At 73.6% G+C, this 15,642-nt stretch carries 15 protein-coding genes and 1 pseudogene; 6 read left to right on the top strand and 10 right to left on the bottom strand.

Features of this window, described 5'->3' with window-relative positions:
• Positions 1–24: 24 nt before the first annotated feature.
• Entirely contained in the window at positions 25–1,314 is a 1,290-nt protein-coding gene (locus tag AB0H57_RS10825; protein ID WP_357504928.1) for an adenylosuccinate synthase, read from the bottom strand.
• 122 nt (positions 1,315–1,436) lie between these two features.
• Here AB0H57_RS10825 and AB0H57_RS10820 point away from each other — a divergent pair, with 122 nt between their 5' ends.
• Together AB0H57_RS10820 and AB0H57_RS10815 are read left to right on the top strand one after the other, a co-directional pair.
• Positions 1,437–2,423, top strand: a complete 987-nt coding sequence (locus tag AB0H57_RS10820; protein WP_357504926.1) for a hypothetical protein — start codon at positions 1,437–1,439, stop codon at positions 2,421–2,423.
• An 80-nt stretch (positions 2,424–2,503) separates the two neighbouring features.
• Complete coding sequence (locus AB0H57_RS10815; protein WP_357504940.1) at positions 2,504–4,381, top strand: chromosome partitioning protein; 1,878 nt, start codon at positions 2,504–2,506, stop codon at positions 4,379–4,381.
• Positions 4,382–4,436: 55 nt separating this feature from the next.
• Here the strand turns inward: AB0H57_RS10815 and AB0H57_RS10810 are convergent, their stop codons facing one another.
• On the bottom strand, positions 4,437–4,865 hold the full coding sequence (locus AB0H57_RS10810; RefSeq protein WP_357504924.1) for a DUF3151 domain-containing protein: 429 nt from the start codon (positions 4,863–4,865) through the stop codon (positions 4,437–4,439).
• Positions 4,866–5,161: 296 nt separating this feature from the next.
• On the opposite strand from AB0H57_RS10810, the gene AB0H57_RS10805 reads away from it, so the two are divergent.
• On the top strand, positions 5,162–6,373 hold the full coding sequence (locus tag AB0H57_RS10805; protein ID WP_357504922.1) for a hypothetical protein: 1,212 nt from the start codon (positions 5,162–5,164) through the stop codon (positions 6,371–6,373).
• 63 nt (positions 6,374–6,436) lie between these two features.
• Here the strand turns inward: AB0H57_RS10805 and fbaA are convergent, their stop codons facing one another.
• Entirely contained in the window at positions 6,437–7,462 is a 1,026-nt protein-coding gene (fbaA, locus tag AB0H57_RS10800) for a class II fructose-bisphosphate aldolase (protein WP_357504920.1), read from the bottom strand.
• A 131-nt stretch (positions 7,463–7,593) separates the two neighbouring features.
• A complete protein-coding gene (locus AB0H57_RS10795) occupies positions 7,594–7,977 on the bottom strand; it encodes a phage holin family protein (RefSeq protein WP_357504918.1) in 384 nt (127 codons plus the stop codon).
• Between the two features lie 180 nt (positions 7,978–8,157).
• Between AB0H57_RS10795 and AB0H57_RS10790 the strand changes: the two genes are divergently transcribed.
• Positions 8,158–8,370, top strand: coding sequence for a hypothetical protein (locus AB0H57_RS10790; protein ID WP_357504916.1), 213 nt, complete (start codon positions 8,158–8,160; stop codon positions 8,368–8,370).
• A gap of 58 nt (positions 8,371–8,428) precedes the next feature.
• On the opposite strand, the gene AB0H57_RS10785 is transcribed toward AB0H57_RS10790, so the two are convergent.
• Together AB0H57_RS10785 and AB0H57_RS10780 are read right to left on the bottom strand one after the other, a co-directional pair.
• Positions 8,429–9,460, bottom strand: a complete 1,032-nt coding sequence (locus AB0H57_RS10785; protein ID WP_357504914.1) for an LCP family protein — start codon at positions 9,458–9,460, stop codon at positions 8,429–8,431.
• Complete coding sequence (locus AB0H57_RS10780) at positions 9,460–9,942, bottom strand: SigE family RNA polymerase sigma factor (protein WP_357504912.1); 483 nt, start codon at positions 9,940–9,942, stop codon at positions 9,460–9,462. The genes AB0H57_RS10785 and AB0H57_RS10780 overlap by 1 nt, the downstream gene beginning before the upstream one ends.
• Before the next feature lie 180 nt (positions 9,943–10,122).
• Here AB0H57_RS10780 and AB0H57_RS10775 point away from each other — a divergent pair, with 180 nt between their 5' ends.
• Positions 10,123–11,712, top strand: a complete 1,590-nt coding sequence (locus AB0H57_RS10775; protein WP_357504910.1) for a cell wall anchor protein — start codon at positions 10,123–10,125, stop codon at positions 11,710–11,712.
• Between the two features lie 163 nt (positions 11,713–11,875).
• Positions 11,876–12,643, top strand: a pseudogene (locus tag AB0H57_RS10770) (VTT domain-containing protein); the annotation flags it as partial.
• Positions 12,644–13,022: 379 nt separating this feature from the next.
• Here the strand turns inward: AB0H57_RS10770 and AB0H57_RS10765 are convergent.
• From AB0H57_RS10765 to AB0H57_RS10750, 4 genes are all read right to left on the bottom strand, one after another.
• Positions 13,023–13,400, bottom strand: a complete 378-nt coding sequence (locus AB0H57_RS10765) for a metalloregulator ArsR/SmtB family transcription factor (RefSeq protein ID WP_088969178.1) — start codon at positions 13,398–13,400, stop codon at positions 13,023–13,025.
• Positions 13,401–13,457: 57 nt separating this feature from the next.
• The gene (gene pyrE, locus AB0H57_RS10760; RefSeq protein WP_357504907.1) at positions 13,458–13,997 is read right to left on the bottom strand and encodes an orotate phosphoribosyltransferase; all 540 of its coding nucleotides are present in this window, start codon (positions 13,995–13,997) and stop codon (positions 13,458–13,460) included.
• Positions 13,998–14,164: 167 nt separating this feature from the next.
• A complete protein-coding gene (locus AB0H57_RS10755) occupies positions 14,165–14,974 on the bottom strand; it encodes an SDR family oxidoreductase (protein ID WP_357504905.1) in 810 nt (269 codons plus the stop codon).
• A gap of 9 nt (positions 14,975–14,983) precedes the next feature.
• Positions 14,984–15,601: a hypothetical protein gene (locus tag AB0H57_RS10750; protein ID WP_357504904.1), complete on the bottom strand. Its 618-nt coding sequence runs from the start codon at positions 15,599–15,601 to the stop codon at positions 14,984–14,986.
• Positions 15,602–15,642 lie beyond the last annotated feature (41 nt).

Genomic DNA, 15,642 nt, shown 5'->3' with positions numbered 1-15,642 from the left:
GGGTGGGGGGGGTGGGGGGTGGGGTTAGGGGAGGAGGGGGTGGCGGAGGACGTTTTCTTCTCGGCCTGGGCCTACGCCGACCACGCTTACGCGGGTGGTGGTCAGCTCCTCGATCCTGGCGATGTAGCGCCTGGCGTTCTCGGGGAGTTCTTCCTCGGTCCTGGCCTTGGTGATGTCTTCCCACCAGCCGTCGAGCTCTTCGTAGATCGGGGTGGCGTGGTGGAAGTCGGTCTGGGTCATCGGCATGTCGTCGAAGCGCTCGCCGTTGATCTCGTACCCGACGCAGATCGGCACCTTGGGCAGGCCGGTGAGCACGTCCAGCTTGGTGATGACCAGATCGGTGACGCCGTTGAGGCGGCAGGCGTACCGGGCGACCACGGCGTCGAACCAGCCGGCGCGGCGCTCCCGGCCGGTGGTGGTGCCGTACTCGTGGCCGATCTTGACCAGGTGCCGCCCGTTGTCGTCGAAGAGCTCGGTGGGGAACGGCCCCGCGCCGACCCGGGTGGTGTACGCCTTGCTCACCGCGATGACCTTGGTGATCGCGGTCGGCGGGATGCCCGCGCCGACGCACGCCCCGCCCGCCGTCGGGTTCGACGAGGTGACGAAGGGGTACGTGCCGTGGTCCATGTCGAGCATGGTGGCCTGGGCGCCCTCCAGCAGCACCGTCTCGCCGCGGTCCAACGCGTCCCAGAGCATCACCCGGGTCTCCGCGATGTACGGGCGCAGCCGCTCCGCGTACCGCAGGTACTCCTCGACGGTTTCCTCGACGTCGATCGCCTTGCGGTTGTAGACCTTGAACAGCACCTGGTTCTTCTCGCGCAGGGCCAGCTCCAGCTTCTTGCGCAGGATGCCCGGGTCGAGCAGGTCCTGCAGCCGGATGCCCATCCGGGCGACCTTGTCCCCGTACGCGGGGCCGATGCCCCGGCCGGTGGTGCCGATCCGGGAGCTGCCGAGGTAGCGCTCGACGACCCGGTCCAGCGCCCGGTGGTGCGGCATGATCAGGTGCGCGTCGCCGGAGATGCGCAGCCGGGACACGTCCACCCCGCGCTCGGCGAGCCCGTCGATCTCCTCCAGCAGCACCTTCGGGTCGACCACCACACCGTTGCCGATGACGATCATCGCGCTCGGCGAGAGCGCGCCGGACGGCATCAGGTGCAGCGCGTACTTCTGGCCGTCCGGGGTGATCACGGTGTGGCCGGCGTTGTTCCCGCCGGAGTAGCGCACGACGTAGTCGACCCGCCCACCCAGCAGGTCGGTAACCTTGCCCTTGCCCTCGTCGCCCCACTGGGCGCCGAGGAGCACGATCGCTGGCATCTTTTCCGCCTCCAGAAGGCTCGGGTGCCAGGTGGCGACCGGTCAGCGAGCCCGGGGTGCCAGGCTAACAAGTAGTGACGGCGGGACCGGCAGGGGTTCGTCGAGAAGCAGGAGGCTCCCTCGTGTACGACGTGGTGCTGCTCACCCTCGGCTCGGAGCGGGACGCTCCCGGCGGCGGCTGCGGCAGCGGCGGGGCCTGCTGCGGTGGCGCCGACGCGACGCCCGAGGAGCGCTGCGAGACGCCCCGCGTGCCGGTGCTGGCCTGCGCGGACGCGCTGACCGCCCGGGGCGCTCGGGTGGAGCCGGTCACCGCCCGCTCGGACGCCGAGATCGACGAGGTGCTGGCCCGGCTCGACGGCCCGGCCCGCTCCGACGGCCTGACCTGGCCGGACCCGGACTCGAAGACCCGGCTGGTGGTCGCGACGGCCAGCGACGCCCAGTTGCGCGCCGTCGTGCGCCGGCTGGTCCGGCGGTACGCCCCACCGCCCAGCCGCCGCCCCGCCGACCTGGCCGGCGACCGGACCGTGCCCGACCTGCCCCCGGTGGCCGTACTTCCGCTCGACCCGGCCCGCGGCGGCCCGCACCGGGACCTCGCCGCGCAGCTCGGGCTGCCCCGTGACCCGGCCGCGGTGGCCGCCGCGGTGCTCGACGGCACCCCGCGCCGGCTCGACCTGCTGCGCAACGACGGTGGCTCGGTGACCCTGGACGGCGCGCTGATCGGCGCCGCCGGCGAGGGCGGTCGGCCACCCCGCTGGCGCGGCCGGGTCGAGGTGGACGACGTGGTGCTCTCGCACGGCGAGGACCCGATCCTGGCCTGCGCGATCGGCAACGCCGGCGGGTACGCCAACCTCGACGGCCTGCCGCTGCTCGCCACGGCCGACCCGACCGACGGTGTGGTCGAGGTGGCGGTGGCCGTGCCGGTGGTCGCCCGCTCCCGGTTCGGCCGCCGCAAGCTCCGGTTCGAGGTACGCCGGGCCCGCGGGCGGGCCGTCGCCGTGGTACCCCGCGACGAGAACGTGCCCTACCTCGACGACGGCGTCCAGGGCGAGCTGAACCGCAAGCGCTCCTGGTGGACCGAGCCCGCGGCCTGGGCGGTCTGGGCGAGCTGACGCTGCGTCGCGGCCCCGCTACCGTTCACCGCCGGATCGGACGGCCTATCCTCGGGCGGGAGGAGTGGGGAGGAACCGTGGTGGACGACGACAACACGGACCGGGTCCACGTCCCGGGCCAGCAACCGGCGCCGGAACGGGACATCGAGCCGCTCTGGCCACCCGAGACGACCGCCCCCGACGCCGCGGCCCCGTGGGCGGTGGGCACGCCGGCCACCGTCGTACCGCCGGCCACGGCGACGGGCGGGGTCCCCGCGCCGCGGGTCGGACCACCGGCACCGGTCGACCTCGACCAGCCGTTCACCCTCGACCAGCCGCCGCCGGTGCCGCCCCGCCCGGCGGCGACGGGCCCGGCCGATCCGCTCCCGCCGCAGGCCGGCGGCCCGCCGAACGGCGGCGCGCCCCCGAACGGCGGCGGGTCGCCGTGGGCCCAGCCTCCGCAGCGCCCGGCGGACGGCGGCGAGCCGGCCGGGTCGGCGCAGGCCCCCGCCGACGTCGCGCGCCAGGGCCCGCAGCCGCCCGCCGCACCGGCCCGGCCCACCGCCCCACCGCCCGCCGGCCCCCAGACGCCGCACCCTGGCACCGAACCTCAGGCGCCGCAGCCAGCGATGCCCACGTCCGCGCAGGCCGTCCCCACGCCGGACGTCGCGCCGGTCGCACCGGTCGGGCCCCGGATGCCCGATGCAACGCCGCCGGCACCACCGCCCACCGCAGCCCCGCACGTCGCGGCGGAGCACGGCACGTCCGGTGCCCCGGCCACCGGGCCGGCGTACCAGGCCGGCGAGGCCGCCCAGGGTGAGACCGGGCAGGCCGCGCCCCGGCTCGGCCCGTTTCCGCCCGCGCCGGGCATCCCCGGCTACCCGCCGTCGGCCGCCCCGCCCGGCCCCGCCCCGCAGCACCAGGCCGGCTGGTACCCGCCGAACTGGCAGCCGGGCGCCCCCGGCGTCCAACCGGTGCCGCAGCCGCCGTACCAGGAGGCGGCGGGGGTGACCCGGATGCCGGCCGGGCAGGGCTGGGCACCCGACCCCGGCGTCACCCCGACCGCCGAGGACTTCGCCCGCCGCCGGCAGGCGAAACCGGTCGACCCCGTCGCCACCATGGGGGTACGGGCCGTGGTGAACCGGACGGGCCTGCTGCGGCTTCCGCCGGGCCGGCACGAGCAGGAGATCCGGCACGACATCGAGATGGTCCGCCGCAACTTCGGCGGCCTGCGCCAGGTGACCGTGGTCAACCCGAAGGGCGGCGCCGGCAAGACCGTGGCCATCCTGCTGCTCGCCATGACGTTCGGCCAGAAGCGCGGCGGGTACGTGCTGGCCTGGGACAACAACGAGACGCAGGGCACCCTGGGCATGCGGGCCCAGCAGGACTTCCACTCCCGTACGGTCCGCGACATGCTGCGCGACCTGGCCCAGTTCCAGGGCGCGCACGGCCGGGTCGGCGACCTGTCGCAGTACGTCCGCTCGCAGGGCGAGGGGATGTTCGACGTGCTCGCCTCGGACGAGTCGGCCACCGGGGGCGAGATGCTCACCGCCGCCGCGTTCGCGGAGATCCGCGAGGTGGTCAGCCGGTTCTACAAGCTGATCTTCGTGGACACCGGGAACAACGTGCGGGCGCAGAACTGGCAGGCCGCGATGGACGCCACCGATCAACTGGTGGTGACCATGTCGGCCCGGAACGACTCGGCGGAGACGGCGGCCCGGATGCTCGACCACCTGGAGCAGAGCGGGCGGCAGCGGCTGGTCCGCCAGGCGGTCACCGTGGTCTCGATGCCCCCCTCCCGCAAGGAGATCGACCTGCCCGCGATCCAGGCACACTTCGCGGCGCGGACCCGGGCGGTGCTGCTGGCGCCGTACGAGCGGTTGATCGACACCGGTGAGCCGATCCGGTACGGGCAGCTCTCCACCGCCACCCGGGACGCGTGGCTGAAGATCGCCGCCTCGGTCGCCGAAGGGCTCTGAGCGCCGGCGCGCCGGCCGCGTGGGTCTGTCCACCCCGGGCGGCCGGCGGGCCGGGTCAGTTGCCGGCCAGGGCGTCCCCGGCGGCCGGATCGCAGTCCCGGAGGAACTGCGCACAGCGGGCCGCCTCGTCCGCCTCACCGATCTCGCCGGCCGCGCGGGACAGCACGTACAGGCAGCGGAGGAAACCCCGGTTCGGCCGGTGCGACCAGGGCACCGGGCCGTGGCCCTTCCAGCCGCTGCGGCGCAGCTGGTCCAGGCCACGGTGGTAGCCGGTGCGCGCGAAGGCGTACGCCGGGATGACCTGGCCGGCGTCGAGCGCCCGGGTCGCGAGCGCGGCCCAGGCGGCGCTGTGGGTCGGGAACCGGGCCGCCACGCCCGCGTACGCCTCGTCGGTGCCCTGCTCGGCGGCGTCCGCCAAGGCGGCGTCGGCCTCTTCGTGCACGGGCAGGAGGGTGGCCGGTGGCTCAGGCAACAGGTTCTGCATCGCCCCATTCAACCCGCTTCGCACTGCCGGGCGCGAGGGGCCCCGCCCGGTTCCGGTGGCTGAACGGCTGAGGGCTGCGTCACGCCGGCGGCCCATGCCGCCGGCGGCCGTCCTGGACTACAACTGAGGGTCCGGAGCCTCCCCAGGAACCGGTTGCGCAGGAGCCCGGTGACCTCGGTCCCCGGGCTTCTGTCCGGGACCGGGCGGGCGCTGCCGTCGATGCCGTCCTCCCTGCTGGAGGGCACCCGCTGGAGCCGCAGGTTTGGCCGGTTGACCACGCCGGGCAGGATGACCTGGTGCCGACCCCACCTCCCGCGGACGTGATCGAGCCGCACGACAGCAGCCACGACGAGATCGAGACGCGTGCCGCGTTCGACCGGCACCTGGCCGCCGGCAGCCTGGCCGGGCTCACCGTGCAGGGGCTGCGCCTCGACCTCGACCCCGTACCCGATCTGACCGCCACCGAGGTCACGGGCACCCTCTTCGTGGGCTGCCGGTTCGCCGGCCGGGAGGTCGGCGCCGACCTGGTGCGGCGCGGGGCCAACGTGGTGCCGCCGTTCTCCGGGCTGCCCTACCCGACCCAGCCGGGCCATCTGTACACCGCGGACGACCTGGCCGCCGGCTTCGCCGAGGGCGGCTTCGCCGGGATGTACGACACCCGGGTGTACGCGCACTTCCGGGCGCACGGCGGCGCCCTGCCGGACGTACGGGAGGCGCTCGGCCAGCGACTGCACGACCATGGGGTGGACAATGCGCTGGCCGACGCCACCCGGGCCTGGCTGGCGGTGCACGGGCCGCAGTCCGTGGTGGGTGTGATGGGCGGGCACGCGGTGCCGCGCGGCAGCGCCGCGTACCGGATGGCGGCGGTGCTGGGCTGGGAGCTGGCGCGGGCGGACCGGCTGGTGGTGACCGGCGGCGGACCGGGCGTGATGGAGGCGGCGAACCTCGGCGCGTTCCTCGCGGCCTGGCCGGCGGAAGAGCTGACCGCCGCGATCGACCTGCTCGCCCAGGCGCCGGACTTCACCGACCACGACCGGTACACCGAGGTCGCGCTGCGGGTCCGGGAGAAGTACGCGGCCGGCCCGGCGCTGCCCGCCCCACGGCCGGCGGCGGCCGGCACCGCGTGGGCCCGCTCCGGCGGGCTCGCCATCCCCACCTGGCTGTACGGGCACGAGCCGGCGAACCTGTTCGCCGGGCGGATCGCGAAGTACTTCTCCAACGCGATCCGGGAGGACACCATCCTCCGGCTGGCCCGGGGCGGGATCGTCTTCGCGCCCGGCCGGGCCGGCACCGTGCAGGAGGTGTTCCAGGCGGCGACCAAGACGTACTACGGCACCGACGGGGCCAGCGGCGCGTACGTCTTCCTGGACCGGGCGTACTGGGCCACGGAGCTGCCGGTCGCGTCGCTGCTGCGGCCGCTGTTCGCGGCGTCGCCGTTCGGGGACCTCTCCGACACCGTGCACTTCACCGACGACGTCCACGAGGCCGTCCGGCTGCTGGTGAGATGAAAGGCGGGGGCCCTTCTTGACAGACGTCTGTCAAGAAGGGCCCCCGCCTGACACGTGCGGCGGCTACTTGGTCATCGTGGTGCCGGTGGAGCGCAGGTGCTCGCAGGCCTCCACGACGCGGGCGGCCATGCCGGCCTCGGCGGCCTTGCCCCAGACCCGCGGGTCGTACATCTTCTTGTTGCCGACCTCGCCGTCGACCTTCAGCACCCCGTCGTAGTTGCGGAACATGTGGTCCGCGACCGGGCGGGAGAAGGTGTACTGGGTGTCGGTGTCGATGTTCATCTTCACTACGCCGTAGTCCAGCGCCTCGCGGATCTCCGACAGCAGCGAGCCGGAGCCGCCGTGGAAGACCAGGCTGAGCGGCTTGTCCTTGCCGTACTTGCCGCCGACCGCCACCTGGATGTCGTGCAGCACCTGCGGGCGGAGCTTGACGTTGCCCGGCTTGTAGACGCCGTGCACGTTGCCGAAGGTCAGCGCCGCCATGTAGCGGCCCTTCTCGCCCAGGCCGAGCGCGTCGACCATGGCCAGGCCGTCCTCGACGGTGGTGTAGAGCTTGTCGTTGATGGCGTTCTCGACGCCGTCCTCCTCGCCGCCGACGACGCCGACCTCGATCTCAAGGACGATCTTGCCCTTGGCGGCCTCGGCGAGCAGCTGCTCGGCGATCTCCAGGTTCTCCGCCACCGGCACGGCCGAGCCGTCCCACATGTGGGACTGGAAGAGCGGCTCCTGGCCGTTCTTGACCCGCTCCTGCGAGATCGCCATCAGCGGCCGGACGAACTTGTCCAGCTTGTCCTTCGGGCAGTGGTCGGTGTGCAGGGCGATGTTCACCGGGTACTTCTTGGCCACCTCGTGCGCGTACGCGGCGAACGCCGTCGCGCCGGTAACCATGTCCTTGATCGACGGGCCGGACAGGTACTCGGCGCCGCCGGTGGAGACCTGGATGATGCCGTCGCTCTCCGCGTCGGCGAAGCCCTTCAGCGCCGCGTTCAGCGTCTGCGAGGACGTCACGTTGATCGCGGGGTACGCGTACCGGCCGGCCTTGGCGCGGTCCAGCATCTCCGCGTAAGCCTCGGGGGAAGCGATGGGCATGTCGAACGCTCCTTACTTACCGCTGTCGGCCGTGCAGGCCGCTGTCTTCCATGGGTGCGCCGGACCGCGCTGTCCACCGCCGGCAGTATCCCGTAGTAGGCGGTGGCGGGCACAACCGACCCGGGAACCGCTCACGGACGCCCCACTCGGTCCGGCACGGCGACGCTGATCAGCCAGCTCACCACGGCCATCACGATGGCGCCCCAGAACGCGGCCCAGAAGCCGTCCACGTGGAACGGCAGGTGCAGTTGCCGGGCGATCCAGTCGGTGAGCAGGAACAGCAGCGCGTTCACCACCAGCGCGAACAGGCCCAGGGTGACCAGGTAGAACACGCAGCCGAGCACCCTGATGACCGGCTTGAGCACCGCGTTGACCACGCCGAAGATCAGCGCCACCGCGAGCAGGGTGAGCCCCGTGTTCGCCCCGTTGCGCCCGGTCACCTCGACCCCGGGCACGATCAGCGTGGTGACCCACAGCGCTATCGCGGTGATCACCAGCCGGATCAGGAAGCCCACGTACTCATCCTGGCACCGGCCGGCCAGTGCGGTGGGTCAATCCGGCGACTCGGGTTGTTGACCGGGGCCCCCGCCTATGCAAAAAGCGTTAACAGGGAGCCCTTCCTTCTCTCCGAGCGGGGAGCGGGGGCAGGCCGTACGGTGGTGGGGCAACTGTCCGCCACGATCCAGGGAGGGAAGATGGGTCAGCCCGACGAGGACTTCACCCCGAGCGACCACCTCGCTCCGGAGGAGCGGGACCTGGAGGCGGAGCCGGCCGACGCGGTCGAGCAGGCGGCGGTGGTCGCCCCGGAGGAACGCGACGCCGAGCCGCACCGGGGCATGGAGGTCGACGACTGGGACGCCATGGAGCAGGCCCGGGTGGTCACCGCCGACGAGGACGACTACCGCTGATTCCCGCTCGCGCCCGGCGACCGGGCCCCTCGTCGGGGCGCCGGCCGCCGGGCGCGGCTCAGTCCAGCTCGGTGACCCACTTCGGGTTCCGGGCCGTCCAGTCGGCCAGCCGGTCGTCGCGCAGGGCGGGGAAGAAGCTCCGCGCCGCCGGGTCGAGCGCCACACCCGAGCTGTCGGCGGAGAAGACCGCCGGCACGCTGACCGCGACCGGGTCGGCCGAGGCGGCGGCCGACGCCAGTGCGAGCAGCTCCGGGACGGTGGCCGAGCCGGTCTGGGTGACCAGGCCGCCCCGGTTCAGCTCGCGCAGCAGGGCCGCCAGCAGCGCCGGATCGGTCAGCACGCCCCGCTCGTCTACGCGGTGGAGCAGCCCCGCCGCGTACCGCTGGGCGTTGCGGTCCCGGTCGAACCCGCCCCACGTCATGCCGTACCGCTGGCGCAGCAGGTCCACCGAGGCCCGGCCGTCGAGCCGCTGGCAGCCGGCGGGGAAGACCCGCCCGGTGTGCACCGAGCGGACCCGCTGCGGCAGGCAGACCGGCACCCCGTCCAACGCGTCGGTGAGCGTGCGCAGCACCGGGTAGCTGAGCACCGCGCCGGCGTCCATCCGCACGCCGGTCAGGTCGGTCACGGCCCGGTGGGTGGCCGCGTAGCCGGCCCGCAGGTCGGTCCCGCCCGCCACGAACGTGGCGTTCAGCTTGCCGATGCGGCCCCCCGGATAGGCGACCGGCAGGTCCCGGGGCACCGAGATCAGGTAGAGCCGGCTGCGGTCGGCGGGCACGTGCACGATCAGCACCGAGTCGGCGCGCGGCGCGCGTGCGCCGTCCGCGACGTCGACGCCGAGCAGCAGCACGTTCAGCGCCGCGGCCGGTGCCGCCGGACCGGCGGCCGTCCCACCGGTGGGCACCGGGCGAAGCTGCGGCGCGGCGAGCCCAACCGCGCCGAGCAGGGCCAGCACCGCGCCGGCCGCCGCGGCCGTCCGCCGCCGGCGCCGCCGCCGTACGACCAGCCGGTCGATCGCCGCGCGCACCGGTCCGACCGGCGGGGTGAGCGGCTCGTGCCGGGCGAACGCGGCACGCAGTTGATCCTCGGTCATCAGCAAGCCTCCACGTATGTGGCCCGGAGCGTGGCGAGGGCGCGGGAAATGGACGAGCGGACGGTCCCGACGGCGCAGCCGAGGATCTCGGCGATCTCCGCGTCGGGCAGATCCTCGTAGTAGCGCAGCACCAGCGTGGCGCGCTGCCGGCGGGGCAGCCCGGCCAGCCAGGACCAGACCTCGTCCCGGTCCACCGCCGACTGGGCGTGGTCGGCGCGGGCCGGCACGCCCTCGTCGGGTTCACCGCGCAGCAGCACCCGGCGCACCCAGGAGCCGCGCCGCCAGTCCACGTACTGGTTGGTCAACATCCGTCGCACGTACCGCTCGGGCGAGTCGGCCCGGGCGACCCGTCGCCAGTTCAGTTGGGCCCGCACCATGGTCTCCTGCACCAGGTCCTGCGCCTGGTGCGGATCGCCGGTCAGCATGACCGCGTACCGCAGCAGCGCGGCCAGCCGCGAGTCGGCGAACTCCTCGTATGTCACTGCACCTCCCGGGTGTGTCCCGACTGGAGTGACGGGAGTGGGCGGCCGAAACATTGCATTCTCGCCGGTCAACCTTTCGGCCATTCCGGGGCGCGAACGGCCGAGCCGGCGGCCGAAGTCCGCAGGAGTCTTCTAGGCTGCGCAGGCTGCCTCGGCATCCCCTGACGGAGGACCCTCCACATGCATGCGCACTCGACCCGGCGCTGGCTCGCCGGGCTCGGCGTGGCCGGCGCGCTCGTCGCCGCCTCCGCCATTCCTGCCGTCGCCGCTCCGCCGCCCCTGCCCGACCGGCAGGCGCAGGAGTTCGCGCTCTACGGCAACAACGTCACGGTCGCGCCGGGCGGGCCGGAGAAGTACGTCGGCCTCTACGGCTTCGCCGGCGAGCCGCTCGGCACGTACACGGTCACGGTGGACCGGGGTGGGGTCGCCGACTTCGCCGTCGTGCGATCTGCCGAGGGTTCCGTCCCGTGCACGGAGCAGGGGCCGGTCCTCACCTGCAAGGTGGACGGCGACGGGGAGCCGGAGTTCGGGCTGATCGAGCTGGCCGTGCAGGCCACCGACACGGCCGAGCTGGGACGCAAGGGCGAGCTCACCTTCACCGTCGCCGCTCCGGGCACCGGCACCGAGACGTTCCGCTCGACGGTCACCGTGGGCGAGGGCGTCGACCTGGCCGCCGGCGACGACCTGAGCCTGAGGGGCGCGCCCGGTGCGACCGTCGCCGCCCGGATCACGCTGACCAACGCGGGTGAGACGACCGCCGACGGTGCGGTCCTGCTGGTCGCCGGCTCGTACGCCTTCACGCCCGCGAAGCGTTACGAGAACTGCGAGTACGCCGTCGACGCCTTCGTGCAGAACATCTTCGCCTGCACCTTCGACGGAAAGGTCGCGCCGGGTGAGACCGTCGCCGTCGACCCGTCGTTCGGCTTCGCCGTCCCGTCCGACGCCTGGGCCCCCGACCAGCAGCCCGGTGTCAGCATCTGGCTGACCAAGGCCGACTGGCAGGAGGCCCGGGACGAGGTGGGCCTGTTCGGCGAGGTCCGGGCGAAGGGCACCGGCGGGACGCTGCGGCTGACCGCCTCGCGCACCGCCCAGTCGATCCCGCAGACGGACACCGACTTCGACAACAACGCCGCCGGCCTGCTCTTCGAGATCACCGGCAACCAGAAGGCCGACGTGGTCGCCACCGGGGCCCGGGTCAAGGGCCAGGTCGGCACGGTCGTCCAGACGACCGTCGGCTACACCAACCGGGGCCCGGCGGCGGTCAACACCGGCGGCGGCGAGGGTCTGCTCGCCCTGGCGCTGGTGACCGTCCCGGTCGGCACCACCGCCGTGAAGGTGCCGGGGGACTGCTTCGCCGCCGACGGCAGCGGCGAGGACGGCGGCGACGCCGGCGCGGCAGCGTACGTGTGCTTCCTGCTGGACGTGATCGGCAAGGGCCGGACGGCGGCGTTCGAGTTCGGGCTACGCATCGACAAGGCGGGCCCGCTCACCGGCGAACTCGTGGTGATCACCGGCAACCAGACCGGTGAGCGCCCGGATCTCGACCCGGCCAACAACACCGCGGCGATCCTGGTCAACCCCGCCAGCGGCGGTGGCGACAACGGCCCCGGTGAGGGCGGTACCGCCGCCCCGGGCGGCGGCCAGGGCGGCGGCCTGCCGGTCACCGGCGCCCCGGCCGGCCTGATCGCCGGGATCGGCGGCCTGCTGCTGGTGGCCGGCGCGGTCGGCTACCTGGTGGCTCGGCGTCGCCGGACCCGTTTCGTGGCCTGATCCATCCGCTTCACCAGGTGCCCCGCCGGACGCCCGACGTCCAGCGGGGCACCGCCGTCTTCGCCGTCGCGGGTCCGCGGGGTGGGACGGCAGGTACGGGTGCTGACGTGCGGCGGGCCGGTCGGGACCGGACCCGGATCCCCGCCCCGGTCGCGTACCCTGTGTGGCCGTGGACACAGCAGAGAAGACGCGGGTGATCTCGGAGAGCGTCGCCTTCAACCCACTCGACCCCAAGGATCTTTTGCAGACGTTCGGCCTGATCGGCGTCTGGGTGATCCTCTTCGCCGAGACGGGCCTGCTGGTCGGGTTCTTCTTCCCCGGTGACTCGCTGCTCTTCCTGGCCGGCGTCGCCGCGTCCCCGGTCGCCGATGCGATCTTCGGTGACGGCACCCGGCTCTCCCTGGCCGGCCTGCTGATCGGTGGCCCGATCTGCGCCATCGTCGGCGCGCAGCTGGGGCACTGGCTGGGCGCGCGCTACGGCCGCCGGATGTTCGACAAGCCCAACTCCCGGCTGTTCAAGCGGGAGTACGTGGAGAAGGCCGAGTACTACTTCCAGAAGTTCGGCCCGGCCAAGGCGGTGGTGCTGGCCCGCTTCATCCCGATCGTGCGGACCTTCCTCAACCCGGTCGCCGGGGCGCTGGGGATGCCGGCCCGCCAGTTCCTCCTGTGGAACGTGGTCGGCGCGATCGTCTGGGTGGACGGCATCCTGCTGATCGGCTACCTGCTGGCCGAGCAGATCTACAACGCGATCGGCGACAAGATCGACAGGTACATCCTGCCGGTGGTGGCGCTGATCATCGTGATCTCGGTGCTGCCGATCTTCTTCGAGTTCCTCCGGGACCGGCGGGCCCGCAAGCGCGGCGAGGCGGTCAGCGTGGTCGCGGCGGCCAGCGCCGCGGGCGCGGTCGAGGCGGTCCGCGACGCGGTCGAGCACCACGGCGGCCAACACGGGCACGACCGGCAGCAGCCCCCGTCGGGCGCCCCGCAGGAGTACGGCGATCCCGAGCGGCCGCGCGGGCGGGTCTACGGCCGGCCGCAGCAACCGGACCCGCAGGGCTACGGCGAGCCGCCCGCGACCGGCCGCCAGCCGGCCGACCCGTGGCGACCCGACCAGGGGCGCGACTACTGACGACGTACGCCGACGGCCGGGTTCCCTGGTGGGACCCGGCCATCGGCGCCCCGGCCGGTCTCCCGGCGGGTTCGGTCAGTGACGTGCCCGCGGACGGGCAGGCGTCATCGCCCGGTGGTGGCGCCACCCCTGGTCCGCCACCCGATGCCGCCCCGGCTCGGGGCGGCCCGGAGCGTTCGCGTCAGCGGGCCTTCTTGGTGGCCCGCTTGCGCGGCGGGGTGAGCAGGTCGGCGATCGTGGCGATCGCCGAGGGCACCAGTCGGTAGTACGCCCACACACCACGCTTCTCCCGCTCCAGCAGGCCCGCCTCGGTGAGGATGCGGAGGTGGTGGCTGACCGTCGGCTGTGAGAGGCCGAGCGGCGCGGTCAGGTCGCACACGCACGCTTCGCCCTCGGGGGCCGACTGGATCAGGCTGAGCAGCCGCAGCCGCGCGGGATCGGCAAGGGCCTTCAGGACCCCCGCGAGCCGCTCGGCATCGGCACGTTCGATCGGCTCGCCGGCAAGCGGCGAGATCTGAGGCATGGTCATTTCAGCCAACGCAGTTCCCACGAATTCCATCCTTCCACCAGCACCATCGATCCGCCTGCATATCAGCAGATCCGAATCGGCAAATTTTTACGCCAGAAGGCCGAGGTCAGCCAACGTATAGGCCGCCCGATACGGCAGCCCGGCGGCTCGCACCGTGTCGCCGGCGCCTCGATCAACAATAACCGCCACTCCCACCACCTCGGCCCCGGCCTCTCGAAGCGCGTCGACGGCGGTCAACACGCTGCCACCCGTGGTCGACGTGTCCTCCACGGCCAGCACCCGGCGCCCGGCCACGTCCGGGCCCTCGATCCGGCGTTGCAACCCGTGCGCCTTGCCGGTCTTGCGCACCACGAACGCGTCCAGCGGCCGGTCGGCGGCGGAGGCCGCGTGCAGCATGGCGAACGCGACCGGGTCGGCCCCCAGGGTCAGCCCACCGACGGCGTCGAACTCCCAGTCGGCGGTGAGATCCCGCATCACCCGGCCCACCAGTGGCGCGGCGCGGTGATGGAGCGTGACGCGGCGCAGATCGACGTACCAGTCCGCCTCCTGGCCCGAGGAGAGCACCACCCGGCCGTGCACAACAGCCAGGTCACCGATGAATTTACGCAGGTCGTCGCGGTCCCCCATGGCGATAGAGGGTACTGCGCAACTCTGGGAGCCGGGTGCGGGGCCCGCCGCGGTCAGCCCAGCGGGCGACCGACGGGTGGCGATGTCCGACTACTCTGGGCAACCGCGGCCGGCCTCGGTACGGGTGGCGTCCCGGGGACGGGACGCCGGTGCGGGGGCGGCGTTCGTCAGCTCGGGTCCCGGTCGACCCGGCCCCGGGTGTCCTTTGAGGCGCGCTGCAGCAACCGTCGCGGCGCGTGCCGCAGCCCGGCCACGGCCAGCTTGTACTTCCAGTCCGGGACGCTGACCAGCTTGCCTTTCCGCAGGTCACGCAGGCCCTCGTCGACCACATCGTCGGCTCGCAGCCACATCCAGCCCGGTGTCTTCGACATGTTGATGCCGGCCCGGTCGTGGAACTCGGTACGGGTGTAGCCGGGGCAGAGCGCCATCACCCGCACCCCGAACGGGCGGGCGGACTGGCCGACGGACTCGCTGAAGTTGGTCACCCAGGCCTTGCTGGCCGAGTACGTCGAGCCGGGCATCACCGCCCCGAAACCCGCGACCGAAGAGACATTTATCACTGCCCCGCGCCGCCGTTCGGTCATCCCGGGGAGCGCGGCGAGGGTCAGCCGCAGCACCGCGTGCACGTTGAGCCGGAGCAGGCGGGCCTCATCCTCGACGGTGGACCGCAGGAACGGCCGGTTCAGGCTGATGCCGGCGTTGTTGACCAGCAGGTCGACCGGTCGGCCGTCGGTCAGCCGCCGCTCGACCACGGCGCAACCGTCGTCCGTGGACAGGTCGGCGGGCAGCGTCTCGACCTGCCGGCCGTGCCGCCCGGTCAGCTCGGTGGCGGTGGTGGCGAGCCGATCGGCGTCCCGCGCCACCAACACCAGGTGCCAGCCGTCGGCGGCCAGGCGGCGGGCGAACGCGGCACCGATGCCGGCCGTGGCGCCGGTGATCAGCGCCCAGCGCTCGGCGGTGGGGTCCTCGGACGTCACGGGCGATCCTCAGCGGGGCGGGTACGGAGGCGGGCCGGGCGCCACCGGCGGGACGGGTGCCGGCCGGTGCGCGCCGAACCAGGCGTTCACCGCCGGCGTCGCCAGCAGCGCGGCCACCACAAGGTAGCCGAGCGCCTGGCCGGCGGAAAGCCCTCCGTTGAGCGGGAGCCACCAGGATGGATAGGCGTCGGCGACCGTGCCGAGCAGTTCGCCGCTGGCCTGTTCGCCGCCGAGCCGCAGCGGGGCGGCCCGCTGGCCGACCAGCAGGGCCAGTGCACCACAGCCGCAGAGCAGTCCGAGCCCGCACACCACCCAGGTGGCGATGCGCGCGCCGGGGCGGCCGGCCAGCAGGCCGAGGGCGAGACCGACGAGCAGCACCCCGGCCAGCACCGTCACCACGGCCGACAGCACGGCGGCGGCGCGGATCAGGGTGACCACCGCGTCGACCTGGTCTTGCCCGGCGGTGGTGGTACCGGCCGCCGCCCGGAACCGGTCCACCGTGCCGGCCATGGCGAGCAGCCCGGCGAGGGCGGACAGCAGCGCTCCGGCGGCCATCAGCACCAGGGCCACCGCCGCGAACGTCACCCCGGCGGGACGGCGGGCCGGCGCGGACACGGGGTACGACACGACAGATCCCTCCGGTAGGCGTCGGCTTGCAACCTACTCGG

The organism is Micromonospora sp. NPDC050686, from assembly GCF_040654475.1.
Taxonomy (GTDB): domain Bacteria; phylum Actinomycetota; class Actinomycetes; order Mycobacteriales; family Micromonosporaceae; genus Micromonospora.
The sequence above is the reverse complement of the archived record's forward strand: the minus strand, read 5'-3'. Positions and strand labels throughout refer to the sequence as shown.

Bases quoted from the DNA above. Each gene is read 5' to 3' on its own strand.
- pyrE (WP_357504907.1), bottom strand. From the start codon at position 13,997: ATGGGGGACCGCGACGACCTGCGTAAATTCATCGGTGACCTGGCTGTT.
- AB0H57_RS10785 (WP_357504914.1), bottom strand. From the start codon at position 9,460: ATGACCGAGGATCAACTGCGTGCCGCGTTCGCCCGGCACGAGCCGCTC.
- fbaA (WP_357504920.1), bottom strand. From the start codon at position 7,462: ATGCCCATCGCTTCCCCCGAGGCTTACGCGGAGATGCTGGACCGCGCC.
- AB0H57_RS10765 (WP_088969178.1), bottom strand. From the start codon at position 13,400: ATGGAATTCGTGGGAACTGCGTTGGCTGAAATGACCATGCCTCAGATC.
- AB0H57_RS10775 (WP_357504910.1), top strand. From the start codon at position 10,123: ATGCATGCGCACTCGACCCGGCGCTGGCTCGCCGGGCTCGGCGTGGCC.
- AB0H57_RS10810 (WP_357504924.1), bottom strand. From the start codon at position 4,865: ATGCAGAACCTGTTGCCTGAGCCACCGGCCACCCTCCTGCCCGTGCAC.
- AB0H57_RS10825 (WP_357504928.1), bottom strand. From the start codon at position 1,314: ATGCCAGCGATCGTGCTCCTCGGCGCCCAGTGGGGCGACGAGGGCAAG.
- AB0H57_RS10790 (WP_357504916.1), top strand. From the start codon at position 8,158: ATGGGTCAGCCCGACGAGGACTTCACCCCGAGCGACCACCTCGCTCCG.